At 31.1% G+C, this 23,384-nt stretch carries 27 protein-coding genes; 19 read left to right on the top strand and 8 right to left on the bottom strand.

Going from position 1 to position 23,384, the window contains the following annotated elements; genetic code table 11:
* Positions 1–39 precede the first annotated feature (39 nt).
* Genes WA340_RS15205 through gldD form a run of 3 tightly spaced genes read left to right on the top strand, consistent with a single transcriptional unit; the run spans position 40 to position 2,408 of the window.
* Positions 40–495 carry a single-stranded DNA-binding protein gene (locus WA340_RS15205; protein WP_106679689.1) on the top strand — a complete coding sequence of 152 codons (456 nt, stop codon included), beginning with the start codon at positions 40–42 and terminating at the stop codon, positions 493–495.
* A 10-nt stretch (positions 496–505) separates the two neighbouring features.
* On the top strand, positions 506–1,810 hold the full coding sequence (locus tag WA340_RS15200) for a gliding motility-associated protein GldE (RefSeq protein WP_336129691.1): 1,305 nt from the start codon (positions 506–508) through the stop codon (positions 1,808–1,810).
* A gap of 16 nt (positions 1,811–1,826) precedes the next feature.
* Positions 1,827–2,408, top strand: coding sequence for a gliding motility lipoprotein GldD (gene gldD / locus WA340_RS15195; RefSeq protein ID WP_336129690.1), 582 nt, complete (start codon positions 1,827–1,829; stop codon positions 2,406–2,408).
* On the opposite strand, the gene WA340_RS15190 is transcribed toward gldD, so the two are convergent.
* Both WA340_RS15190 and WA340_RS15185 read right to left on the bottom strand, forming a co-directional pair.
* Complete coding sequence (locus tag WA340_RS15190) at positions 2,409–3,236, bottom strand: alpha/beta hydrolase (RefSeq protein WP_336129689.1); 828 nt, start codon at positions 3,234–3,236, stop codon at positions 2,409–2,411.
* A gap of 99 nt (positions 3,237–3,335) precedes the next feature.
* Positions 3,336–3,848: a heavy-metal-associated domain-containing protein gene (locus WA340_RS15185; protein ID WP_027880832.1), complete on the bottom strand. Its 513-nt coding sequence runs from the start codon at positions 3,846–3,848 to the stop codon at positions 3,336–3,338.
* A 99-nt stretch (positions 3,849–3,947) separates the two neighbouring features.
* Between WA340_RS15185 and WA340_RS15180 the strand changes: the two genes are divergently transcribed.
* Positions 3,948–4,844 (top strand): DMT family transporter, encoded by an 897-nt coding sequence (locus WA340_RS15180; RefSeq protein WP_336129688.1) that lies wholly within the window; start codon positions 3,948–3,950, stop codon positions 4,842–4,844.
* Between the two features lie 35 nt (positions 4,845–4,879).
* On the opposite strand, the gene WA340_RS15175 is transcribed toward WA340_RS15180, so the two are convergent.
* Positions 4,880–6,958, bottom strand: coding sequence for a M16 family metallopeptidase (locus WA340_RS15175; protein ID WP_336129687.1), 2,079 nt, complete (start codon positions 6,956–6,958; stop codon positions 4,880–4,882).
* Between the two features lie 49 nt (positions 6,959–7,007).
* Positions 7,008–8,330: a M16 family metallopeptidase gene (locus WA340_RS15170; RefSeq protein ID WP_336129686.1), complete on the bottom strand. Its 1,323-nt coding sequence runs from the start codon at positions 8,328–8,330 to the stop codon at positions 7,008–7,010.
* A gap of 191 nt (positions 8,331–8,521) precedes the next feature.
* Between WA340_RS15170 and WA340_RS15165 the strand changes: the two genes are divergently transcribed.
* The 3 genes from WA340_RS15165 (at position 8,522) to rpmA (ending at position 10,050) form a co-directional block, all read left to right on the top strand.
* A complete protein-coding gene (locus WA340_RS15165; RefSeq protein ID WP_336129685.1) occupies positions 8,522–8,974 on the top strand; it encodes a DUF4199 domain-containing protein in 453 nt (150 codons plus the stop codon).
* 97 nt (positions 8,975–9,071) lie between these two features.
* Positions 9,072–9,725, top strand: a complete 654-nt coding sequence (rplU, locus tag WA340_RS15160) for a 50S ribosomal protein L21 (RefSeq protein ID WP_106679702.1) — start codon at positions 9,072–9,074, stop codon at positions 9,723–9,725.
* 64 nt (positions 9,726–9,789) lie between these two features.
* Complete coding sequence (gene rpmA, locus WA340_RS15155; RefSeq protein ID WP_027880838.1) at positions 9,790–10,050, top strand: 50S ribosomal protein L27; 261 nt, start codon at positions 9,790–9,792, stop codon at positions 10,048–10,050.
* A gap of 131 nt (positions 10,051–10,181) precedes the next feature.
* On the opposite strand, the gene ahcY is transcribed toward rpmA, so the two are convergent.
* Positions 10,182–11,498: an adenosylhomocysteinase gene (gene ahcY / locus WA340_RS15150; protein WP_336129684.1), complete on the bottom strand. Its 1,317-nt coding sequence runs from the start codon at positions 11,496–11,498 to the stop codon at positions 10,182–10,184.
* A 133-nt stretch (positions 11,499–11,631) separates the two neighbouring features.
* Between ahcY and WA340_RS15145 the strand changes: the two genes are divergently transcribed.
* The 8 genes from WA340_RS15145 to WA340_RS15110 all read left to right on the top strand — a co-directional run bounded on the left by WA340_RS15145 (position 11,632) and on the right by WA340_RS15110 (position 18,827).
* The gene (locus WA340_RS15145; RefSeq protein WP_336129683.1) at positions 11,632–12,258 is read left to right on the top strand and encodes a 4'-phosphopantetheinyl transferase family protein; all 627 of its coding nucleotides are present in this window, start codon (positions 11,632–11,634) and stop codon (positions 12,256–12,258) included.
* Complete coding sequence (locus tag WA340_RS15140) at positions 12,258–12,980, top strand: geranylgeranylglyceryl/heptaprenylglyceryl phosphate synthase (RefSeq protein WP_336129682.1); 723 nt, start codon at positions 12,258–12,260, stop codon at positions 12,978–12,980. Before WA340_RS15145 ends, WA340_RS15140 begins: the two co-directional genes overlap by 1 nt.
* Before the next feature lies 1 nt (position 12,981).
* A complete protein-coding gene (locus WA340_RS15135) occupies positions 12,982–13,242 on the top strand; it encodes a thiamine-binding protein (RefSeq protein WP_336068517.1) in 261 nt (86 codons plus the stop codon).
* On the top strand, positions 13,226–13,858 hold the full coding sequence (pnuC, locus tag WA340_RS15130; protein WP_336129681.1) for a nicotinamide riboside transporter PnuC: 633 nt from the start codon (positions 13,226–13,228) through the stop codon (positions 13,856–13,858). Before WA340_RS15135 ends, pnuC begins: the two co-directional genes overlap by 17 nt.
* The gene (locus tag WA340_RS15125; protein WP_304140775.1) at positions 13,819–14,400 is read left to right on the top strand and encodes an ATP-binding protein; all 582 of its coding nucleotides are present in this window, start codon (positions 13,819–13,821) and stop codon (positions 14,398–14,400) included. Before pnuC ends, WA340_RS15125 begins: the two co-directional genes overlap by 40 nt.
* Positions 14,384–15,937: a DUF4301 family protein gene (locus WA340_RS15120; RefSeq protein WP_304140773.1), complete on the top strand. Its 1,554-nt coding sequence runs from the start codon at positions 14,384–14,386 to the stop codon at positions 15,935–15,937. Before WA340_RS15125 ends, WA340_RS15120 begins: the two co-directional genes overlap by 17 nt.
* Positions 15,937–16,344, top strand: coding sequence for an alternative ribosome rescue aminoacyl-tRNA hydrolase ArfB (arfB, locus tag WA340_RS15115; protein WP_304140771.1), 408 nt, complete (start codon positions 15,937–15,939; stop codon positions 16,342–16,344). Before WA340_RS15120 ends, arfB begins: the two co-directional genes overlap by 1 nt.
* A 353-nt stretch (positions 16,345–16,697) precedes the next feature.
* Entirely contained in the window at positions 16,698–18,827 is a 2,130-nt protein-coding gene (locus WA340_RS15110) for a TonB-dependent receptor (RefSeq protein ID WP_336129680.1), read from the top strand.
* Positions 18,828–18,894: 67 nt separating this feature from the next.
* On the opposite strand, the gene WA340_RS15105 is transcribed toward WA340_RS15110, so the two are convergent.
* Positions 18,895–19,338, bottom strand: coding sequence for a hypothetical protein (locus WA340_RS15105; protein WP_336129679.1), 444 nt, complete (start codon positions 19,336–19,338; stop codon positions 18,895–18,897).
* Between the two features lie 159 nt (positions 19,339–19,497).
* On the opposite strand from WA340_RS15105, the gene greA reads away from it, so the two are divergent.
* Together greA and WA340_RS15095 are read left to right on the top strand one after the other, a co-directional pair.
* Positions 19,498–19,971: a transcription elongation factor GreA gene (greA, locus tag WA340_RS15100; protein WP_027880851.1), complete on the top strand. Its 474-nt coding sequence runs from the start codon at positions 19,498–19,500 to the stop codon at positions 19,969–19,971.
* A gap of 108 nt (positions 19,972–20,079) precedes the next feature.
* Positions 20,080–20,469, top strand: coding sequence for an HIT family protein (locus WA340_RS15095; RefSeq protein WP_304140756.1), 390 nt, complete (start codon positions 20,080–20,082; stop codon positions 20,467–20,469).
* Here WA340_RS15095 and WA340_RS15090 read toward each other — a convergent pair.
* Positions 20,460–20,810, bottom strand: coding sequence for a hypothetical protein (locus WA340_RS15090; protein WP_304140754.1), 351 nt, complete (start codon positions 20,808–20,810; stop codon positions 20,460–20,462). The two genes, WA340_RS15095 and WA340_RS15090, sit on opposite strands and share 10 nt — an antisense overlap.
* 2 nt (positions 20,811–20,812) lie before the next feature.
* The gene (locus WA340_RS15085) at positions 20,813–21,964 is read right to left on the bottom strand and encodes a sensor histidine kinase (protein WP_336129678.1); all 1,152 of its coding nucleotides are present in this window, start codon (positions 21,962–21,964) and stop codon (positions 20,813–20,815) included.
* Between the two features lie 121 nt (positions 21,965–22,085).
* On the opposite strand from WA340_RS15085, the gene WA340_RS15080 reads away from it, so the two are divergent.
* Entirely contained in the window at positions 22,086–22,940 is an 855-nt protein-coding gene (locus tag WA340_RS15080; protein ID WP_336129677.1) for a flavin reductase family protein, read from the top strand.
* 46 nt (positions 22,941–22,986) lie between these two features.
* The gene (locus WA340_RS15075) at positions 22,987–23,361 is read left to right on the top strand and encodes a DUF3127 domain-containing protein (RefSeq protein WP_304140744.1); all 375 of its coding nucleotides are present in this window, start codon (positions 22,987–22,989) and stop codon (positions 23,359–23,361) included.
* Positions 23,362–23,384: the final 23 nt, after the last annotated feature.

Here is a 23,384-nt window from a genome sequence, read left to right as displayed (position 1 = left end):
CGCAATTCTGTAATTTTGCGTCCTTAATATTAAATAATTATGTCAGGAACACTAAATAAAGTAATGCTAATTGGGCATTTAGGAGACGAAGTAAAAATGCACTATTTTGAAGGTGGTGGTTGTGTAGGACGTTTTCCTTTGGCAACTAACGAAACTTATACCAATAAGCAAACTAACGAGCGTATTAGTAATACAGAATGGCATAATATAGTTGTACGTAATAAAGGTGCAGAAATCTGCGAAAAATACTTGTCAAAAGGAGATAAAATATATGTTGAAGGTCGAATAAAAACTAGAAAGTGGCAAGACGATTCTGGTAACGACCGTTATAGTACAGAAATACAAGTGACAGATTTTACCTTTTTAAGTAATAAAAACGAATCTGAAGCTATGCAAGGTAATGCACAAGCAAAACCGATGCAACAACAAGCACCAAAACCTGAAACACCAAATACACAAACAGTAGAAGACGATAATGACGATCTTCCTTTTTAAGTAATATTATATGGATCCTGAACCCTCGTGTTTTATCTTACTTTTAACTAGTACCAATATAAATATAGTACTAGGATTTGCACTTTTAATAGTTCTTTTAATAGGTTCTGCATTAATTTCTGGAGCAGAAGTTGCTTTATTTTCTCTGTCAAGAACAGACTTAGAAGACGAAGAATTAGCTGCAAAAAACCAAATAAAAATAATTACCAAGCTTTTAGAACGACCAAAAAAACTACTGGCAACCATATTGGTGGCAAATAATTTTATAAATATTGGTATAGTAATTCTGTTTGCTTTTTTAAGTGAGTTTATGTTTAAAAGTATTACATCTACTTTAATAAAATTTATAGTTGATGTAGTAGTTGTTACTTTTTTAATTTTGCTTTTTGGAGAAATTTTGCCAAAAATATATGCTAGCCGTAATAATTTAAAATTTGCCACTTTTATGGCATATCCTTTACGTGTTTTAGATGTAGTGTTTTCTCCGTTAAGTCTACCAATGCGTGCTATAACGCTAACAATACATAGCCGATTAGGAAAACAAAAATCAAACCTTAGTGTAGATCAATTATCTCAAGCATTAGAGCTAACAAGCGAGCATGATACTACCAAAGAAGAGCAAAAAATACTACAAGGAATTGTTAGTTTTGGTAATACAGATACCAAACAAGTTATGCAACCACGTATTGATGTGTTTGCATTAAGTATAGATCAAACTTATGCTGAAATTGTAGAAGAAATTGTAGCCAACGGTTATTCCAGAATACCAGTTTACCAAGATAATATGGATAACATAAAAGGTATTTTGTACGTAAAAGACTTGTTGCCTTATTTAAATGAAAAAGAATTTGATTGGACATCACTTTTACGTGATCCATTTTTTGTACCAGAAAACAAAAAATTGGATGATTTAATGTCAGAGTTTCAAGAGAAAAAAGTACACCTTGCTGTTGTAGTTGACGAATATGGCGGAACTTCAGGCTTGGTTTCTTTAGAAGATATTATAGAAGAAATTGTTGGTGATATAAGTGACGAGTTTGATGATGAAGACCTAATCTTTTCTAAGCTAGATGATAAAAATTATGTTTTTGAAGGAAAAACAGCATTAAAAGACTTTTATAAAATTATAAAACTTGAAGACGATACCGTTTTTGAAGACAATAAAGGTGAAGCCGAAACTTTAGCTGGATTTATTTTAGAAAACTCTGGAGGTTTTCCTAAGCGAAACAGTAAAATAAAATTTGAAAATTACGTTTTTACTATAGAGTCTTTAGATAAAAAAAGAATTAAGCGTGTTAAGGTAACTTTACCCTAACCAAAATGTAAAATTGATGATACAAAAACTAACATATTTACTTTTAGGTTTATTCTTATTAACCAGTTGCGCAGAAGATCCTGTACCAAAACCAAAAGGATATTTAAGGTTAGAGTATCCAGAAACAACTTATAAAAGTTATAAAAAACAATTACCGTTTTCTTTTGAAAGAAATACACTTAGTGATACGGTTAAAATAAAAACCATTCCTAATGATCCTAGTAGTTTTGGGTTAAACTTAGAGTATGAAAAATTAAAAGGAACAATTTATCTTACTTATAAAACCATACACGACGAAGAAGAATTAACTAAGTTTTTAAAAGACGCACAAAACTTTACACAAGAACACACACGCAAAGCTGATGAAATTGTAGAGCAAGTTTATGATAATAAAGAACGAAAGGTTTACGGAATGTTTTACGAAGTTGGTGGTAATGCCGCAAGCCAATCACAATTTTATGTCACAGATAGTACAAAGCACTTTTTAACAGGTTCTTTATATTTTTACGCAAAACCTAATTACGATTCTATATTACCTGCAGCAAACTATTTACAAAAAGACATTAAGCATATAATGGAAACTGTAGAATGGAAGTAATTATTTTTTAGAACTATAAATTTTCTCAAAAGCATCATAAACCGCAATATGTAAAGCATCTCCGTGAGTTTTATTTTCTAAAAAGTTAAAAAACAACCTTGTGTTTTGTTTTTTATTAGAGTTTAGTTTTTCGTAAAGTTCTTTGGCTGTACGTTCCATAACTTGACCTTCTTTACCAACTGCTATGTAAATAGATTTATTATTGTTATAATTAATAGGTTTGAAGTTTAATAAATTTTCATCATCCCACCACAAACTAGGACTAACAATAATATAATTGTCAAAAAGGTTTGGTTTTTTTAATAATATTTCTGTTGCTAATAAGCCGCCTAAAGATTGACCAATAATTGTTTTTTCTTTACTAGTTTTAAATTTAGAGTTAATGTAAGGCTGAAGTTCTGATTCAATAAAACTTATAAATTTTTCAGATTTTCCAGATGAAGGAAATTCTTTTTGGTCAAGTTCATTTTTAGATGGATATGTAAAGTCTCTTTTTCTGTCTACATTAGCAATTCCTACAACAATAGACTCTGGCAACATATTAATCCAAGAAAACGAACCAAACTGTACAATTCCTGAAATATGTATAAAATCTTCGTCTTTAGAACCGTCTAATAAATAGATTACAGGATAGGTCTTTATACTGTCTAGATTGTAAGATGCAGGTAAATAGATATTTAATTCTCTGTTTTCGTTTAATATTTTAGACTTAATTTTTACTGTTTTACCAATTGTAAAAGTTGTATCGCTAATGGTTTGAGGTAATGTTTGAGCTTTTATAAAATAAGCGCACAAAATTGTAATGAATAAGAGAATTTTATTTTTCATCTTTAATAAATTTTATCCAAAATATGAATATTTAATGATTTTATAAGCATAAAAAAGCCTCGACTAATCGAGGCTTTTTATTATTAATTTTTAAATGTCTTAGGCTTTTTTAGCTTTTTCTGCACAAGTTTTTTTGCACGTTTCTTTGCAAGCCATTTTTTCTGCATCTGTTTTGTTTGCACATTTTTCTTTACATTTTGCAGAACATTCTTTTTTGTCTTTAGTAAAACTTTCTACAGTTTTCATGTCTTTTACACTGTATTGGTCTGCAACACTTGTAACTGTGTTTTCTAAACTTTCTGGTGTTACTTTAGCATCATCATATTCTACCATTGCTAATTTTTTGTCAAAATCTACTGTTGCAGATTTTACACCTTCCATTTTAGCCATTTTCTTCTCGATAGTTTTTGCGCAACCCATTGCACAAGTCATTCCTTCGATAGTGAATTCTGCTTTAGCATAATTAGCGTTTGGATCTAATTTAGCTACTTCATTATTAGTTGTAATTTCAGAGTTTGGAGAAGTTACTACTTCTGGCTTAGCTTCATTTTTACAACTAAACGCAAAAAGAGTGACAATAGCTAAAGCTAATATATTTTTAAATAATTTCATTTTATATAGTATTTAATTATTACTGAATAGATTACAAAACTAAGAAATATTGTTAATTATTGTATGTATTATTCCATTTTTGTAGTGTAAAAATTGACTATGCAAAATAATGATTATTTAAAATGGGTTTACCTATTAATGTTGTCTTTAATTTGGGGTACATCTTTTATCCTGATAAAAAAGGCATTGATAGGATTAAATGCTTATCAATTAGGAGCTTTACGCACGATTATTACCGGTGTATTTTTGTTTATTGTTGGTTATAATAAATTGAAGCTTATCAAAAAAGAAGACTGGAAATGGATAGCGCTTTCGGGTTTTGTAGGTTCATTTTTTCCTGCGTTTTTCTTTGCTATAGCAGAAACTGAAATTGATAGTGCTGTGGCTTCTATTTTAAATAGTTTAGTGCCTTTAAATACGGTTTTGTTAGGTGCTGCTGTTTTTAAAATAGCAACAAGTACTAGGCAAGTTATTGGGATTGTAATTGGTTTTGTAGGGACTTCTATTTTGATACTTGAAGGGGCAGATCTAAATCCAAATCAAAATTATTGGTATGCAGGTTTTGTTATTGCATCTACAATTATGTATGCAATTAATGTAAATGTTATAAAAACTTATTTGCAACATGTTAAACCATTAAGTATTGCAGCAGGTAATTATGTTATAATTTTTATTCCTGCATTATTGGTGTTGATTTTGACTGACTTTTTTAATGTTGAAAACTTAGACCAATCAGAATTTGTAAGTTCTATTGGTTTTGTAGTTGTTTTATCTTTTTTTGGTACCGCTTTAGCCAAAGTTTTATTTAATAAGTTAGTGCAGATGTCAACACCTGTGTTTGCATCTTCTGTAACTTATATAATGCCAATTGTAGCATTAATTTGGGGATTATTAGATAATGAAACTTTTAGTTGGACCCAAGGTTTGGGTAGTTTGATAATATTATTTGGTGTGTTTTTAGCAAATAGAAAGCAAAAAAAAATCCGAAGTAATTAAACTTCGGATTTTTAATAAATATCATAAACAATTAATTATTCAAAGTCTGCGTCTGTAACACCTTCGTTAACTTTAATTGCTTTAAAATTCATAGATATAGTTTGAGGTCCAGAAACAATTGTTTGACCATACGGTAACTGTACTCCGTTAACAGGAGAATAGTTGTTGTATGATACAACTGTTTTAATTTCTTGACCTTGTGCTTCGGTAGTGCTTTCTACTTGAGTTAATAAGTTAGTAGACGTATTGTAATAACGGAAAATTTCATTATCTCCATTAACTACTTTTACTTTGTAATTATCCTCTCCATTAATAGAAACAATACTTTCTAAGCTTACATTGTTCATGTCCAAATCAGTTTCTGGAAATAATGCTGGGCTTGCTTTTTTCTCTGCAATTTGATCTTCTGTCATATCTCTTTTCATTCCTTGTTGCTCCATGTATCCAGTTGTACCATTCCACTTTTGCTTCATTAAAGTACCCATACCTTCAGCGTTCATTTCTAAAGATTCTTTGTTAGGCATCATGTATTTTACTTCTGCAGTTAAAGGAATTGGCACACCTTCAATTTTTACATCTCCACTCATGTGTACTGTTTTTACAGCTTTGATTTTGTCTATTCCACCAACAGCTGTTAAATAATTGTCAACTACTGTTTTAGCTGTAACACCTTCTGGTATTGGTTTAGAGAATACTGGCTTTTCTACAGGATTTGCAAACTTGTCAAAATATTTGATTGGTAATCCTGTTTTTTCTAAGTTAGGAATTACTTCGCTTCCTTTACCAACTATAATAACTCTTGCGTTTTCAGGCTTAAAATATTTATTAGCTGCATCTTTAATGTCTTGAACTGTAAGTGCATTAATTCTTGATAAATAAGTCTTGTAGTAATCTGCAGGAAGATTGTTTAATTTAATGTTTAAAGCATTTCTTGCAATAGTTTGAGGTTGTTCTAAAGACATAATAAAACTACCTACATACTTAGCTTTTGCATTTTTTAAAGCTTCTTCAGTAATCGTTTCGTTTTTAATACGGTTTACCTCTTTAAGCATTTCTACTACAGAGCTATCTGTAACCATATTTCTTACTTCTGCAGTAGCTTCAAATCTTGATGCACCATATTTGTTTGCTCCTATACTAGAATAAGATCCATATGTGTAACCTTTATCTTCACGAAGGTTTAAGAATAAATAACCTTCACCACCACCACCAAGGATGTAGTTAGCAACTTTAGCAGCTAGATAATCGTTATCATTCATTTTTAAGTCTACATTGTTAGTTAAAGCAATGTTAGATTGAACTGCGTTAGGCATATCAACAAAATTGATTTGCGTAGCAGGTACATTAGGATTTGGTTTAATTACATTAGTTGTAACATCTATACCTTTTTCCCAATTTTTAAAATATTTCTTTACGTTTTTTTCAACGGTTTTAAAATCTACATCTCCAACAATTACAAGGTAAGCATTGTTTGGGTTAAAGTATTTTTGGTAGAAAGCTCTAACATTATCTAACGTAATATTATTTACAGTTTCTTCTGTAATAAATTCACCGTAAGGATGTTTTTTACCGTAAGCAAGTGCAGATCCAACTCTACTAGCTACAGCAGATACGCTTTTTTCTGAGTTTTTAAGTCCTTCTAAAACTTTAGTTTTTTCTTTGTCAAACTCTTCTTGTGTAAATAATGGGTTAATTGCTGCATCTGCCATTAACTCCATAATACGCTCAGAATATTTAGATAAACCAGAAGCGTATGCGCTACTAGATCCAAAACTTAATCTTGCTCCTAAAAAGTCAATTTCATCATTAAATTCGTCTTTAGCTATGTTAGTAGTTCCATTACCTAACATAGCTCCAAGCATACTAGATACTCCAGCTTTGTCTCCTTCTACAATTGGATTGTTGTCAATTGTTAAAGAGTAAGATACGCGTGGTAATTTGTGATTTTCTACAACTAAAACTTTAAGTCCATTTTTAAGTTGAAATTCTCCTGGTACTTCTAGAGTAATGGTTGGAGCAGGACCTGGTTTAGGTTGTACAGATCTATCAATTTGAGCTGTTGCAGAAATTGATAAGAACAATACGGCTAATAAGGCTGTTATTTTTGTTTTCATTATGTTTTATATTTTAAATTGAAAAATTGCCGAAGCTAATCTTCATTTCTTATTTGTTATCTTTTTCCTCTGGTAAATACTCTAATACTAGACGTTGATTAGGGTTTAAGTATTTTCTTGCTACTTCTTGCATTTCTTCTCTTGTGATAGATCTGTAGATTTCAATTTCTGAATTGATTAAATCTGTATCACCATAAAGCATATAGTATCTAGCTAAAGAGTTAGCAATACCTGAGATGCTAGAGTTAGAGTTTACAAATTGATTTTCAAATTGATTTTGAAGTTTTTGATAATCTCTTTCTGATATTAATTCGTTTTGAACTTTAACAATCTCTTCATCAATTTCTTTAATTAAATCAGAAAGTTTTACATCTCCTAAAGGAAGACCAAAAAGGATATAAGTACCGTAGTCTTCTTGGCTGTTGTTAAAAGCACCAACTTGTAAAGCCATTTTCTTTTCGTCAACTAACTTTTTGTAAAGTACAGAAGATTTTCCGCTACTTAAGTAAGTAGATAACATATCTAAAACGTAAGCGTCTCTATCTTTCATAGATGGCGTACGATAAGCAGCTACAACAGCAGGTATTTGGATGTTAGCGTCGTAAGCTTTAGCATTTATTTGTTCTGTTATAGGGTCTTCTTTTGGGAAGTTTCTTGTAATTTCTTCACCTCTTGGAATTGGTCCAAAATAATCGTTAATCATTTTTTTAACCTGAGGTACATCTATATCACCAGCTACAACTAAAACAGCGTTGTTAGGCACATAGAATTTTTTGTTAAATGCTTGAAACTCTTCTAAAGTTGCTGCATCTAAATGTTCCATCTCACCAATTGTAGTCCAACGGTAAGGATGTTTTTTAAACATGTGTTTTTTTACGTTTTCAAAAAACTTACCATAAGGAGAGTTATCTACACGTAAACGTTTTTCTTCTTTTACAACTTCATTCTGTGTATCTACACCAATTTGGTTAATTACAGGATGCATTAAACGCTCAGATTCCATCCATAAACCTAATTCAACTTGGTTAGAAGGAAAAACTTCGTAGTAGTACGTTCTATCATCTGTAGTATTAGCGTTGTTGCTACCACCATTTGATGATACTATTTTAAACCAATCTCCACGAGGAATGTTTTCTGTACCTTCAAATAAAAGATGCTCAAAAAAGTGAGCAAATCCTGTGCGTTCTGGGTTTTCGTCTTTAGCACCAACGTGATACATTACAGAAGTAGTAACAACAGGTGCAGAATTGTCTTGATGTAAAATAACGTGCATGCCGTTATCTAAATCATACTCTTCATACTTAACTTCTTGAGCATTAGCGGTAAAACCAGCCAACACTAAAGCTGCTAATGAGAATAAACTTTTTTTCATGTTTAAGATATTTAATTGTCTATTTTTTGGTATTAGTATCAAATCTTAAAGATTTGTTACACTTTTTAACAAAAATAACAATACAAATGGCTTAACATCCTTTAAATCAGAAAAATTAACATCAAATTATAAAAAAACAGTTTTTTTTTCACGAAATTAAATGGACTATTTAACCAATAAAATAAAAAACTATGAAAAATATCTCATTACCTATTAAATATGGGTTTGCCATAAGTGCAGTCCTTATTGCTTATTTTTTAATTTTAGCATTATTTAATTTACACACAAATCCTTTTTTTAGTTTGTTTAATGGCTTTATAACTGGATTTGGTATTTACGAAGTTATTAAGCATCAAAAACTAAAACAAGATGAAGACTTTACTTATTCTAATGGGTTTACATCAGGGTTAGTAGCTGGGTTCTTAGCTGCTATTGTTTTTACAATATTTTTTACGTTATATGCTACCGAAATTAACCCTGATTTTTTAAGTCAGCTACTTACTGTGTTTAAACAAGATTACAACGTACACATAGGATTAGTGGCTTTTGTAGTTGCAATTATGGGATTTGCCACAACAGTTGTTTTAACCTTAACTTGCATGCAAATGCTAAAAAAGAGCAGAAATATGCTTCAAAATGCCTAAAACGTTTGTAGATTAATTAATTAGAAGTATATTTGCATCCGCTTTCTGAGAAAACAGAAGCAAATAGTAATAATTAAATTAATAAAAACGTTACGCTATGTACGCAATTGTAGAGATAGCAGGGCATCAATTTAAAGTTGAAAAAGACCAAAAAGTTTTTGTTAATCGTTTAGCAGTAGAAGAAGGTAAGCAAGTTGATTTTGACAACGTACTTTTATTAGCAGACGGTAGCAATGTAACAGTAGGCGCCCCAGCTATAGATGGAGCACAAGTAAGTGCAAAAGTCTTAAAGCACCTTAAAGGTGATAAAGTTATTGTTTTCAAAAAGAAAAGACGTAAAGGTTACCGTGTAAAAAATGGTCATAGACAAGCCTTAACTGAAATCGTAATTGAAAACATAGTAGCATCTGGAGCTAAGCCGGCAAAAAAAGCTGAAAAAGCTGCTCCTAAAAAAGAAGCTAAAGCAGAAGCGCCTAAAGCAACTGCAAAAAAAGCTTCTGGCAAAGCAGATGATTTAAAGAAAATTGAAGGTATCGGACCTAAAATTGCAGAAACTTTAGTAGAAGCAGGTATTGCTACTTATGCAGATTTAGCTAAAGCTAAACCAGCAAAAATTTCTGAAATCATCGAAGGTGTTCGTGGTAATCACGTACCAGACACTTGGCCACAACAAGCTCAATTAGCTGCTGATGGTAAGTGGGATGAATTAAAAGAGTTACAAGACAAATTAGACGGTGGAGTAGAAAAATAATCTACAACACTTAAGTATAACACAACGTTACTGCGTAAAGCAGAAACTTTAAAACCTTAAAATTATGGCTCATAAAAAAGGAGTTGGTAGTTCTAAAAACGGTAGAGAATCAGAATCGAAACGATTAGGTGTTAAGATTTTTGGTGGTCAAGCAGCTGTTGCAGGAAATATCATTGTAAGACAAAGAGGTAACACACATCATCCAGGTGAAAACGTATACCAAGGTAAAGACCATACGTTACACGCTCAAGTAGATGGTGTTGTAAAATTCACAAAGAAAAAAGATAACAAATCTTATGTTTCTATAGAGCCTTTTCAGGCTTAAGAATTTTTAGCCCAAAATATTTAAAAACCCTTTCTAGTTTTAGAAAGGGTTTTTGATTTTTAAAATGTACAATAAAAAAATCCCAAACATTTCTTCTTGGGATTTATAAAATTTCTGCTGTTGCAGAAATTTTAGTATCTATAATGTTCAGGTTTAAATGGACCTTCAACTGTTACACCAATATATTCTGCTTGATCTTGCTTAAGCTCGGTAAGTTCAACACCAATTTTTTCTAAGTGTAATTTAGCTACTTTTTCATCTAAATGTTTTGGTAGCATATATACTTCGTTTTCATACTTATCAGAATTATTCCAAAGCTCGATTTGCGCTAAAGTTTGGTTAGTAAAAGAGTTACTCATTACAAAACTTGGATGACCAGTTGCACAACCTAAGTTTACTAAACGTCCTTCTGCTAAAACGATAATATCATTACCATCAATAGTGTATTTATCTACTTGAGGCTTGATAGTATTTTTAGTATTACCGTAGTTTTCGTTTAACCAAGCCATTTGTATTTCGTTATCAAAATGCCCAATGTTACATACTATGGTTTTATCTTTCATTGCTTTAAAGTGCTCTGCACGTACAATGTCTTTGTTACCAGTTGTAGTAATTACGATATCTGCATTACCAACTACAGTTTCTAATTTTTTAACTTCAAAACCGTCCATTGCAGCTTGTAACGCACAAATTGGGTCAATCTCAGTAACTGTTACGATACTTCCTGCACCTTTAAAAGACGCTGCAGTACCTTTACCAACATCTCCGTAACCACAAACAACAACGCGCTTACCAGCTAACATCACGTCTGTTGCACGACGTATTGCATCTACAGCACTTTCACGACAACCGTATTTGTTATCAAATTTAGATTTTGTTACAGAATCGTTTACGTTAATAGCAGGCATTGGTAATGTTCCGTTTTTAACACGCTCGTACAAACGGTGTACACCAGTCGTAGTTTCTTCAGATAAACCTTTAATACCAGAAGCTAATTCTGGGTATTTATCTAAAACCATATTAGTTAAATCACCACCATCATCAAGAATCATGTTTAAAGGCTTACGATCTTCTCCAAAAAATAAGGTTTGCTCGATACACCAGTCAAACTCTTCTTCAGTCATATCTTTCCATGCATAAACAGCAGTTCCTGCAGCAGCAATAGCAGCAGCAGCTTGATCTTGTGTAGAGAAAATGTTACAGCTACTCCAAGTAACCTCTGCACCTAAAGCCTGTAACGTTTCGATTAAAACAGCAGTTTGAATGGTCATATGTAAACAACCAGCAATACGTGCGCCTTTTAACGGCTGCTCATTTTTATACTCTTCACGTAAACTCATTAAACCTGGCATTTCTGCTTCGGCTAATTCAATTTCTTTTCTCCCCCAATCTGCTAGAGACATATCTTTTACCTTATTAGGAACGTATGGGACTGTTTTTGTACTCATTTCTAAATTTTTTCTATGTTTATTAAAGGGCTAAACTTTGGTTTTAGTGTTTTAAAATAACTAAATTCGCTATATAAAATGCCAAAATCGCCTTAGGCGTTGCAAAGATAACTAATAACATTTAGAATATTAAATGCCTCTTTACAAATCCATTACTCCTAATAGCCAAACTACTGTTAAAATTTGGAAAATTGAAGAATCTTACGATGATTTACTATCGCCTTTAGACTTAAAACCAGAAAGTTTAACCAGAGTTTTAGGTATGAAAAGTGAGTTACATCAACGTGGTTTTTTAAGTGTTAGACACTTGTTGCGAGAGTTTGGTTATAACGATCAAGATTTGTTTTATGATGAAAACGGTAAACCTCATTTAAAAGACGGAAAGCATATTTCTATAACCCATAGTTTTACATTTTCTGGAGTTATTATTAGTGATAATGAAGTTGGTATTGATATAGAAATGCAACGTGAAAAAATAGCCAAAATAGCAAAGAAATTTATCGAATATGAGTTTGAGTATTTAGATACTGAAGCAAAAGATTATATTAATAAACTAACCGTAATTTGGGGTATAAAAGAGTCTTTGTATAAATTATTTGCAACACCAGGAATGTTGTTTAGAGAACACTTTTTAGTTATACCTTTTTCTATTAAAGATGAAGAAACGGTGTGTTGGATTGATTATAATGGACTTAAAAAAAGATATAACTCACACTTCTTAGAATTTGAAGGATTTACCTGTGCTTACGTTATTGAATAATGAATATTTACAACCATATATTACAAGCTAAAAACGATGGGAATAAACTATTAGCAGTCTTAATAGATCCGGACAAGTTTCAGCTTAAAAATGCATTGCAATTTATAGATAAAGTCAATAAATCTGTGATAACTCATGTTTTTATTGGCGGTAGTGAAGTCGGGCAAAACGTAACCCAACAATTAGTTGAGGTTATTAAAATGCTTACCGATTTACCAATAGTTTTATTTCCTGGTGATGTGACTCAGATTTCAAAAGATGCAGATGCTATTTTATTTCTGTCTTTACTTTCTGGTCGTAATCCAGACTATTTAATAGATAAGCAAGTACAAGCTGTACCTTTATTAGAAAAAACAAAATTAGAAGTTATTTCAACAGGATATATTTTAATAGAATCTGGTAAAACTACAGCAGTACAACGCGTTACAAATACGTTACCTTTAGATAGAACAGATGTAGTTGCTATAACAAACACAGCAAAAGCAGGAGAATTACTTGGTAAAAAGTTGATTTATTTAGAAGCTGGTAGCGGCGCAACTTATGAAGTACCAGCTGAGGTAATTTCTTCAGTTAAAAATAAAATAGATATTCCGTTAATTGTTGGTGGCGGTATTAGAACAAAAACCCAAATAGAAAACGCTTTTATTGCAGGTGCAGATTTGGTAGTTATTGGTACTGCTTTTGAAGAAGACCAGCAGTTTTTTGAACAATTAAAACAATAATATGCAAATATCAGTAGATTTAACCTTGTCACCGTTGCAAAACGATTATGAGGCACACATTATAGACTTTATAAAAACACTAAGAAATTCTGAATTTAAAGTACTTGAAAACCCTTTAAGCACACAAATATTTGGGGATTTTGATACGCTAATGCCTTTTTTAAATCAAGCTATCAAAACGTCTTTTGAAAATGCAGATATCAGTGTCCTAACCATGAAGGTTGTAAAAACAAATAGAAGCGATTATGAACCACATTTTTGATTTCTTTTTTGGTCAATATGCAACTTATAATACCGTAGATGTTGTTTTAGAAATTATTGCAGTAATCTTTGGGTTTTTATCTGTCTGGTATTCTAAACAAAACAAAATTTTTGTATTTCCAACAGGTATGATTAGCACACTAATTTTTGTGTATCTATTACTTAAATGGGAGCTTTTAGGCGATATGATGATAAACGCTTATTATTTTATAATGAGTGTTTATGGTTGGTATTTTTGGACAAAAAAGGTAGATCAAACTCATGTAACACCAATTTCTACAACAACCATTAAAGAAAAACAAGCTAGTATTGTTATATTCATTGCAACTTTAATTTTTGTTTTTACTGTTTATAAAACCTTTGATAAATGGACAAATTGGGTTGCTTATGTAGATGCACTAACTACTGCAATCTTCTTTGTTGGAATGTGGTTAATGGCAAAACGAAAGATTGAAAATTGGATTTTTTGGATTATAGGAGATATCATTTCTGTACCTTTATATTTCTATAAAGGATTTACATTTACCAGTTTGCAGTATTTAGGATTTACGGTAATAGCAATTTATGGATATTTAGCATGGAAAAAGCTCTTAAACAACAACCAAGCAATTGTATAAAAGTTGTGCTTTTTGGACCAGAAAGTAGTGGTAAAACGACACTTTCTAGACAATTAGCGCGATATTATAATTCTGTTTGGGTACCAGAATATGCACGCGAATATCTTCAAAATAAATGGAATAACGAGCGTAAAACTTGCGAGCCTAAAGACCTGATTCCAATAGCTGTTGGTCAAATGAAACTAGAGAATACATTAGCCCAAAAAACAGATTCAGTTTTAATTTGTGATACCGATTTATTAGAAACTAAAGTGTATTCAGAAGAATATTATTCAGGTACATGTGATCCATTATTAGAAAAATATGCCTTAAAAAACACCTACGATTTATACTTTTTAACGTATATTGATACACCTTGGGAAGCAGATGATTTAAGAGATAAACCAGAAGAAAGACAAGAAATGTTTGAAGCGTTTGAAGCAGCTTTAATAAAATATAACAAACCATATGTTTTATTAAAAGGCGATAAGCAAACACGTTTAGCATTAGCCACCAAGCACATTAATCAATTATTAGCAAAGAAAAATGAAGTTAAGCCCTAAAGACCAAGAGTTATTAGATAAAAAAGGAATTACTGTAAAAAAGCTAAAGCAACAATTAGAAACTTTTAAAACAGGTTTACCTTATATAAATTTAAAACGTGCAGCAACTGTAGGAGATGGTATTTTAAACTTAAACGATACAGAAAAAGAACAATTAATCTCATTATATGATGCTTCTAAAGATAATATCGATGTAATTAAGTTTGTTCCTGCGTCTGGCGCAGCAACACGCATGTTTAAATTCTTATTTCAATTTTTACAATCATACCAATCTAATGACGAGAGTATTAATGCATACATTAACCGTAAAAAAGCATTAGATATTTCGTTATTTTTTATAGGTCTAGAAAAATTACCGTTTTACAACGATGTTATTCAATATTTAAAAAATACAAAACCGCATTATTCAAAATTAACTCTAGAAGAACAACGTATCGAGTTTGTAAAAGCTTTATTACAAGAAAATCAGCTTAATTATAGCTTTTACCCAAAAGGATTATTACCATTTCATAAATACAAAGATCATATTGCAACTGCTTTTGAAGAACATTTATACGAAGCAGCGTTATATGCTTCTTCTAATAAAAAAGCAAAAGTACATTTAACAATTTCAGACAAGCATCTAGAACTTTTTGAAGCAGAGTTTGAAAAGATTAAGGATAAAGTAGAACAAAATACAGAAACCAAATTTGATATTTCATTTTCTTATCAAAAGCAATCAACAGATACTATTGCAGTAAATAGTAAGGACGAAATTGTAAGAACAAAATCTAAAGAGTTATACTTTAGACCATCTGGTCACGGAGCTTTGATAAACAACTTAAACGATTTAAATGCAGATGTTATTTTTATAAAAAATATTGATAATGTTGTGGTTCCTAAAAGCAAAGAACAAGTTTGGAAACATAAAAAAGTCCTTGCAGGATTGTTGTTAGATGTAAAAAGTAAAGCGTTTGATTATGCCAAAGCATTAGACGAAAAAGATCTAACCGAAGAAGAGTTAATAGAGATTGCAACGTTCTTACAAAATAAACTTAACGTAGTAATTTCTCAAGAATTTGAAAAATACGCTAAAAAATATCAAGTAGAATATTTACAGAAAAAACTAAACCGTCCAATTAGAATTTGCGGTATGGTAAAAAATGAAGGAGAACCTGGTGGAGGACCATTTTGGGTAAAAGATGAAGCTGCTAATATTTCGCTTCAAATTGTCGAAACAGCTCAAATAGACACCAAAGCAAAGTCACAAAAAAAAATACTTAAAAAAGCAACTCATTTTAATCCTGTAGATATAGTTTGTAGTATTAAAAATTATAAAGGTGAAGTGTATGATTTACAAAAATTTTTAGATCCAAAAGCAGCTTTTATAACAGAAAAAACCGTTAACGGTAAAAGTATAAAAGCATTAGAATTGCCAGGATTATGGAATGGAAGTATGTCTAACTGGAATACTATTTTTGTAGAAGTACCATTAGCAACATTTAATCCAGTAAAAACGGTAAACGATTTGCTTAAATCATCTCATCAAGTAGACTAATGTTGCCTTATCAAGAATTAGAAAAAGAATTTAACTTTAAAGCCATTCGTAGCTCAGGTAGTGGTGGGCAACATGTAAATAAAGTTGCTACAAAAATCGAATTAAGTTTTTCCGTTTCAGAATCTTTAGTATTAAATCAACACCAAAAAGCAATAATAATAGAAAAGCTTTATAATAGGTTAACAAAAGATCAAGTGTTAATTCTGCAATGTGGAGAAACACGAAGCCAACTTAAAAATAAACGAATTGCAATAAGTAGAGCATTTTCGATCTTAGAAGCAGCACTAGAGGTTAAAGCAGAAAGAAAACCTACAAAAGTGCCAAAGTCAGTTATTAAAAAGCGACTAAAAAACAAAAAAATACAATCCGAAAAGAAAGTAAATAGACGTAAACCTAACATTGATTAGTTTGGTATTATTTTAAAAAAAAACAATTTTATTTTCGGCTATTTTTAAATTAATTTTATAAAAGTTAGAATTCTTATTTTTATTTCAAAAAACCTATTTATCTTTGCGCCGTTCTCAAAAAAGGGGTGCTTTTTTGATTTAAGATATACTAGTCAAACTTAAATCATACAGGCTGAGATCATACCCAACGAACCTAGAACAGGTAATGCTGTTTAGGGACAAAGAATTTATAAGGTCATTGCTAAAATGTTTGTAAAACAAGTTGGCAATCTTCAAAATAAATTCAAAAAAATAATTATTAATAGTAAAGAATAATTACCTCTTTTTATTCGATTATAAATTTCATAATCGTAATGAAAAATTTATTTCTTTTTTTAACACTTTTAGTGTTATCAGTCAGTGTTAATGCGCAACAAGAAAAGCAACAAGACACAACAAAAACCCAACAATTAGACGAAGTTTTAGTAAAAGCAGTACGTGTAGATGCAGACTCGCCAATCACGCACAGTAATGTATCTAAAGCAGAAATTGAAAAACGTAATCTTGGTCAAGATGTGCCAATTTTACTAAACTATTTACCGTCTGTAGTTACCACAAGTGATGCTGGTGCAGGTATTGGTTATACAGGCATTAGAGTACGTGGTACCGATGCCACTCGAGTTAATGTAACTATAAACGGTATACCTTATAATGATCCAGAAAGCCAAGGTACTTTTTGGGTTAATTTAGGTGATATAGCATCATCAACAGAAAGCATTCAGTTACAACGTGGTGTTGGTACATCTACCAATGGTTCTGGAGCGTTTGGAGCAAGTCTAAACTTGTTAACCGATGTGTTTTCTGAAGAAGCTTCTGCCGAAATTTCAAACAGTTTTGGTAGTTTCAATACAAGAAAACATACAGTAAAATTAAGTACAGGATTACTAAATGATCATTTTGAATTCTCAGGAAGGTTATCAAAAATAGATTCAGATGGATATATAGATAGAGCTTTTACCGATTTAAAATCTTACTTTTTACAAGGAATTTATAAAGATGAAAATACGTTAATTAAAGCCTTAACTTTTGGTAATGTAGAAAGAACTTATCAAGCATGGTATGGTTTAACTAAAGAAGAGTTAGAAGAAGATCGTCGTCAAAATCCATATACTTATGATAACGAAACAGATAATTACTGGCAAGATCATTATCAATTACACTGGAACCAACGCTACAATAATAATTGGTCAACAAACCTAGGATTAAACTATACTAAAGGGAAAGGATACTTTGAGCAATATAAAGAAGAAGAAGCTGCAGCAGATTTTTCTAATTTAATAGAAGACGACTCAGATGTTATTGTACGTCGTTGGTTAGATAGCGATTTTTATGTACTTAATGCCAATGTAGTTTACAAAAAAGAAGCTTTAGAGGTTATCTCTGGTATCTCGTATAGCAGTTTTACAAATGACCATTTTGGTGAAGTAATTTGGGGAAGCGATTTAGCACCAAACACACAAATTAGAGATCGTTACTATGATGGTGATGCTACAAAAAACGACTTTAGTGTATTCTCTAAAGCTACATTTAAACTAGCACCAAAATTTACAGGATTTGTAGATTTACAAGGACGCTTTGTAAGCTATAAAACCAATGGTATAAATTCAGATTTAAATGAATTTGTTACCAATGCAGATTTTAGTTTTTTCAATCCTAAATTAGGATTAACTTATAAATCTTCAGAAAAAAATAGTTACTACGTATCTTATGCAAGAGCTAATCGCGAGCCAAACCGTGACGACTTTAAAGCTGGTGTAACAGAAAATGAGACTTTAAATGATATAGAATTAGGTTGGCGTTATGCAAATAATAAAGTTAATGTAAATACTAACTTATACTACATGTTTTATCAAAACCAGTTAGTGCTAACTGGCGAATTAGATGATGTTGGTAGTCCTATAAGAGCTACTAGTGGAGAAAGTTATAGATTAGGTTTAGAAGTTGATGCTAATATTGCTTTTAATAGTAAGTTTAGTACGTCTTTAAACGTAGCAGTAAGCCAAAATAAAAATCAAGATTTTACAACATCATTAGATGGAGAATTTGTAAACCTTGGCGATACAAATATCTCGTTTTCTCCAGAGTTAGTTATTGGAAACGCTATTAATTTTATGCCTACTAAAAATTTACAAATTTCATTTTTAAGTAAATATGTAGGAGAACAATATATGGGTAATATTGATAGTGAAAACTCTAAGTTAGATAGCTATTTTGTAAATGATTTAAACGTTAATTATCAAATTAAACCAAATAAACTATTTAAGTCTATCGTATTTTCTGGTTTAGTAAATAATGTGTTTAATAAAAAGTATGTTTCAAATGGATTTTATGGTACATATGATGATACTTGGTCAGTACCTGGTCAAACAACAACTTTAGATTATGCAGGATACTATCCACAAGCAACAATAAACTTTTTGTTAGGAATGACTTTAAAATTTTAATTAGTAATTAATTACAAAAAAAAGCACCTTTTTTTAAGGTGCTTTTTTATTTTTCAATAAGTTTTTTTTAATTGTTGTAAACGCGTATTACACTACCATTTACTTCAACAAAATAAGGTTTTAAACTAAAATTGCCATTAGTGCCATCAAAAGGCGCTCCGGTAACTATATTATAACTGTTTCCATCATCACAATTACAGGTTGCGGTAATACCTTCAACACTTAATCTAGAACAATCAGAAGGCGCATGGTTTGGATCTGTTAATTCAAAAGAAACATAATTGCCATTACCAACATTATAAATAACAATAGCATTATAACCAAAAGCGTTTAAAACCAAGTGGTTTCCAGCAAACTGTAAATCGTTGTATTGAGGTAAAGATGTATCTATAGAGTTTTGAGTGTCAAAAGCAATATTAGGGATATAATTATTGTTGTCATTATCATCATCTTTTTGACAAGAAACACTAATAATAATAAGCGATACAAGTGCTAATAATTTGATTTTCATATTCTAAAATAAAAGTCTAAATTCTACACAAATTTACAACAATAAGTAGCGTAAAATAAATATTTTGTATATTTGCTTAACAAAATCTCGTGCATGCGAGATTTTTGCGTTTTACGCTGAAATTTTTTTCAGCGTCTTTTTATTTAAAACGAAATAACTATGAGTAAAGTATCTTATTATACAGCAGAAGGTTTAAAAAAACTAAGAGATGAGCTTAAGCAACTTAAAGATGTAGAACGCGTAAAAGCATCTAAAGCAATTGCCGAAGCAAGAGATAAAGGAGATTTAAGTGAAAATGCAGAGTATGACGCCGCTAAAGAAGCGCAAGGTATGTTAGAGATGCGTATTTCTAAATTAGAAGAGGCTTTAGCAGGAGCACGTTTAATAGACGAGTCTCAATTAGACACATCAAAAGCATTGGTGTTATCTAAAGTAAAAATTAAAAACCAAACCAATGGTATGGAAATGGTTTACACATTAGTAGCAGATGGCGAAGCAGATCTTGCATCAGGAAAAATCTCTGTAAACAGTCCAATTGGTAAAGGTTTGCTTGGTAAATCTGTTGGTGAAGTTGCCGAAATACAAGTGCCAAGTGGTATTATGAAATTTGATATTATCGAAATTTCTAGATAAATAATATTTCGCTTTCGCGGAAATTAAAAACAAAATTCCTGTGTATTCTGAAATATGTTTTCAGTTTGGCAGGAATCTTTTTTATATTTAAATCATAAATTAATCAATATGGCTTCAATATTTACAAAAATTATAAATGGTGAAATACCATGCTATAAAATCGCAGAAACAGAAGATTTTTTCGCATTTTTAGATATCAATCCTAATGCTAAAGGACATACGCTTTGTATTCCCAAAAAAGAAGTTGATAAGATCTTTGATTTAGATGAAGCTACATATACAGGCTTAATGCAATTTTCTAGAAAAGTTGCTATAGCTATAGAACAAGCAATACCATGTAAGCGTGTTGGTGTAAGCGTAATTGGTCTAGAGGTACCACATGTACACGTACATTTAATTCCCTTAAACACTATGGAAGATGCGCGCTTTATTAGTAAAGAAACACTTACTAAAGAAGATTTTGAAGCAACTGCAAAAGCAATACAATCTTACTTATAAGAGCTGATTAAAAACGTAACTAAAGCAGCAATTAAAACTATAGCTACTACTATTAAAATCAATGCAAATGGTTTTAGTTTTAAGTAGCTTTTTTTTGGCGTAAATGCTTTTAATTGATACTCATATACACGCTCAATGTCGTCAGTCCATTGTACTGGGAAGATTTCAGTTTCACAAGTATTACAATATAAACTATGACTTATTTTTTGGGTTAAAGTTTTGTGTAAAGATGTTTCTAAAAACTCCTGTTTAAAAGTAAGTTGCAATCCAGAGTTGTTATAACATTCTGGACAGTTATTTTTTAAAACTACTTGTTTTATTGTAACATAACTTTTACGCATAATTAAACTGTTTTTAGAGAAATTAACATGGTTGTTCCAACACCAATTTCTGATAATTGCACTTTTATTTTTCCGTCATGAAAATCTTCAACAATACGTTTTGTTAAAGATAATCCCAATCCCCAACCACGTTTTTTTGTGGTGTAACCTGGCTCAAAGATAGTTTTAAATTCTTTTTTAGAGATACCTTTGCCAGTATCGCTAACTGTAATATCTACATATTTTTGATGTGGTGTAATTTGTACCTTTAGATTACCTTTTCCTTTCATAGCATCTATCGCGTTTTTAACCAAGTTTTCAATGCTCCAACCGTATAATTGTCTGTTTAAATTTACATAAATTGGTGTGTCTGGAGCATCAATACTAAAGTTAATTAATTTTGAAGATCTAGACTTTAAATAACCATAAGCTTCTTTAGTTTCTTCAACAATATCCAATTGTTCTAATGTTGGTAAAGAGCCTATTTTACTAAAACGTTCGGTAATAGTTTGTAATCTATTTATGTCCTTTTCAATCTCTTTAATGTATTCTGGATTGGTATTTTCGGTCTTTAAAATTTCTGTCCAACCAATTAAAGAAGATAGCGGTGTACCAATTTGATGGGCTGTTTCTTTTGCCATACCGGACCATAGTTTGTTTTCGGTTGCGTTTTTAGAACTTTTATAAAAAAAGTAAACAACTGCACCAAATAGTAAAATGATTAGTAGTAGCGCTAATGGATAGTATTTAAGTTTGTTTAATAAAGGGGAATTTCCGTAGTAAAGCGTAGATAAAACTTTGTCTTTGTATTTAATTTCGATGGGCTTATTTTCTCCTTTAAATTGTTCTATTAAAGATTTAAGGTAAGTTTCGTCTTCTGTTTCCTTTTCGTCTATGTTATTAAAGTCCATCGTTCCATCTTCGTTAACTTTAATCATTGGAGTAGTGTTATTACTTTCTAAAATTTTTAGTGGTAAATTGCCAATATCTCCATTTAAATCCATGTTCTGGATAATGTCTTGTTGAGCAAAAGACCAAATCTCCATTTTTTTGCGCTCTTCTTCTTTAAATTTTTGAAAGAATACGTAGGTATTCCATAAAATCAAAGAGATAATTCCAAAAGACGCAATAATAATAATCCAACGTACTAGCTGACGATGTTTAGTAAAAAACATGATGGTTAATTTTTGTTGTTAATATAATGCAATTCTGTTAATAATATTGTGAGAGTTACCTATTAAATTGCTTTTAATTGCGTGCCAGATTATGTACTTTTGTACAAAATAAACAAGTAGTATGTTATCATTTTTGCCAAAGGATTTAGAAACACCAAAACTACACAGTTACCTGCTTAGCGCTGTGGCACCAAGACCAATCGCGTTTGCAAGTACAGTAGATAAAGATGGAAGACCCAACCTATCACCGTTTAGTTTTTTTAACGTTTTTAGTGCAAATCCACCAATATTAATATTTTCTCCTGCAAGACGTGTTAGAGGCAATACCACAAAACATACTTTAGAAAATGTAGAAGTTACAAATGAAGTCGTAATTAATGTGGTAAATTATGATATTGTACAACAAATGTCATTAAGTAGTACAGAGTATCCTGAAGGTGTTAACGAATTTGAAAAAGCAGGGTTAACCATGCTAAAATCGGACATTGTTAAACCTTTTAGAGTGGCAGAAAGCCCAATACAAATGGAGTGTAAGGTTAATGAAGTTGTTAAGCTAGGTACAGAAGGTGGTGCAGGTAATTTAGTAATATGCGAAGTGGTTAAAATGCATATTAATGATGAGGTTTTAGATGAAAATGGAGCTATCGATCAAGTAAAATTAGACTTAGTATCAAGAGCAGGAGGTAGTTTTTATAGCAGAGCAAAATCTGGTTTTTTTGAAATACCAAAACCTTTAAGAACCTTAGGTATTGGTGTAGATGCTTTACCAGAACATGTAAAAAACAGTAACATATTAACAGGTAATGATTTAGGTTTATTGGCAAATGTAGAAACATTACCAACAGAAGATGCTATATTAGCATTTAAAAAAGAACATAATTTAGCCGAAATCAGTCAAGAAGATAAACACAAAAAAGCACAAGGTTTTTTAAGTTATAATGATGTAGAAAGTGCTTGGAAAATGCTATTATTGTAAAATAGCAATTTAAATTTAGACGAATATTTAATAATTATAGAGAGAAATGGAAGTACAAGGAAAAGTAAAATTAATTGGAGAAACACAGACTTTTGGAAGTAATGGGTTTAGAAAAAGAGAAATAGTAGTAACTACCGAAGAGCAGTACCCACAACATATCATGATAGAGTTTGTTCAAGATAAAACAGATTTATTAAACAACTACCAAGTAGGACAAGATGTAAAAGTTAACATTAACTTACGTGGTAGAGAATGGGTAAATCCTCAAGGTGAAACAAAATATTTCAACTCTATTCAAGGTTGGCGTATAGAAGCTGTTCAAGCAGGTGCACCACAAGGTATGCCAGATGTACCACCAGCACAAGCATTTGAACCAGCAAATAATGTAAACGAAGAAGAGCACGACGATTTACCGTTCTAAATAATGTTTCGCTTTCGTGGAAA

It is taken from the genome of Mesoflavibacter sp. CH_XMU1422-2 (genome assembly GCF_037029245.1).
Taxonomy (GTDB): domain Bacteria; phylum Bacteroidota; class Bacteroidia; order Flavobacteriales; family Flavobacteriaceae; genus Mesoflavibacter; species Mesoflavibacter zeaxanthinifaciens.
This window is presented reverse-complemented; position numbering and strand designations above follow the sequence as displayed.

Coding starts and splice junctions, on each gene's coding strand:
- WA340_RS15165 (WP_336129685.1), top strand. CDS start 8,522: ATGAAAAATATCTCATTACCTATTAAATATGGGTTTGCCATAAGTGCA.
- WA340_RS15200 (WP_336129691.1), top strand. CDS start 506: ATGGATCCTGAACCCTCGTGTTTTATCTTACTTTTAACTAGTACCAAT.
- WA340_RS15140 (WP_336129682.1), top strand. CDS start 12,258: ATGAATATTTACAACCATATATTACAAGCTAAAAACGATGGGAATAAA.
- greA (WP_027880851.1), top strand. CDS start 19,498: ATGAGTAAAGTATCTTATTATACAGCAGAAGGTTTAAAAAAACTAAGA.
- arfB (WP_304140771.1), top strand. CDS start 15,937: ATGTTGCCTTATCAAGAATTAGAAAAAGAATTTAACTTTAAAGCCATT.
- WA340_RS15120 (WP_304140773.1), top strand. CDS start 14,384: ATGAAGTTAAGCCCTAAAGACCAAGAGTTATTAGATAAAAAAGGAATT.
- WA340_RS15170 (WP_336129686.1), bottom strand. CDS start 8,330: ATGAAAAAAAGTTTATTCTCATTAGCAGCTTTAGTGTTGGCTGGTTTT.
- WA340_RS15075 (WP_304140744.1), top strand. CDS start 22,987: ATGGAAGTACAAGGAAAAGTAAAATTAATTGGAGAAACACAGACTTTT.
- WA340_RS15090 (WP_304140754.1), bottom strand. CDS start 20,810: ATGCGTAAAAGTTATGTTACAATAAAACAAGTAGTTTTAAAAAATAAC.
- WA340_RS15110 (WP_336129680.1), top strand. CDS start 16,698: ATGAAAAATTTATTTCTTTTTTTAACACTTTTAGTGTTATCAGTCAGT.
- WA340_RS15180 (WP_336129688.1), top strand. CDS start 3,948: ATGCAAAATAATGATTATTTAAAATGGGTTTACCTATTAATGTTGTCT.
- rplU (WP_106679702.1), top strand. CDS start 9,072: ATGTACGCAATTGTAGAGATAGCAGGGCATCAATTTAAAGTTGAAAAA.
- WA340_RS15105 (WP_336129679.1), bottom strand. CDS start 19,338: ATGAAAATCAAATTATTAGCACTTGTATCGCTTATTATTATTAGTGTT.
- ahcY (WP_336129684.1), bottom strand. CDS start 11,498: ATGAGTACAAAAACAGTCCCATACGTTCCTAATAAGGTAAAAGATATG.
- WA340_RS15175 (WP_336129687.1), bottom strand. CDS start 6,958: ATGAAAACAAAAATAACAGCCTTATTAGCCGTATTGTTCTTATCAATT.
- WA340_RS15190 (WP_336129689.1), bottom strand. CDS start 3,236: ATGAAAAATAAAATTCTCTTATTCATTACAATTTTGTGCGCTTATTTT.
- WA340_RS15135 (WP_336068517.1), top strand. CDS start 12,982: ATGCAAATATCAGTAGATTTAACCTTGTCACCGTTGCAAAACGATTAT.
- WA340_RS15095 (WP_304140756.1), top strand. CDS start 20,080: ATGGCTTCAATATTTACAAAAATTATAAATGGTGAAATACCATGCTAT.
- pnuC (WP_336129681.1), top strand. CDS start 13,226: ATGAACCACATTTTTGATTTCTTTTTTGGTCAATATGCAACTTATAAT.
- gldD (WP_336129690.1), top strand. CDS start 1,827: ATGATACAAAAACTAACATATTTACTTTTAGGTTTATTCTTATTAACC.
- WA340_RS15125 (WP_304140775.1), top strand. CDS start 13,819: ATGGAAAAAGCTCTTAAACAACAACCAAGCAATTGTATAAAAGTTGTG.
- WA340_RS15185 (WP_027880832.1), bottom strand. CDS start 3,848: ATGAAATTATTTAAAAATATATTAGCTTTAGCTATTGTCACTCTTTTT.
- WA340_RS15145 (WP_336129683.1), top strand. CDS start 11,632: ATGCCTCTTTACAAATCCATTACTCCTAATAGCCAAACTACTGTTAAA.
- WA340_RS15205 (WP_106679689.1), top strand. CDS start 40: ATGTCAGGAACACTAAATAAAGTAATGCTAATTGGGCATTTAGGAGAC.
- rpmA (WP_027880838.1), top strand. CDS start 9,790: ATGGCTCATAAAAAAGGAGTTGGTAGTTCTAAAAACGGTAGAGAATCA.
- WA340_RS15085 (WP_336129678.1), bottom strand. CDS start 21,964: ATGTTTTTTACTAAACATCGTCAGCTAGTACGTTGGATTATTATTATT.
- WA340_RS15080 (WP_336129677.1), top strand. CDS start 22,086: ATGTTATCATTTTTGCCAAAGGATTTAGAAACACCAAAACTACACAGT.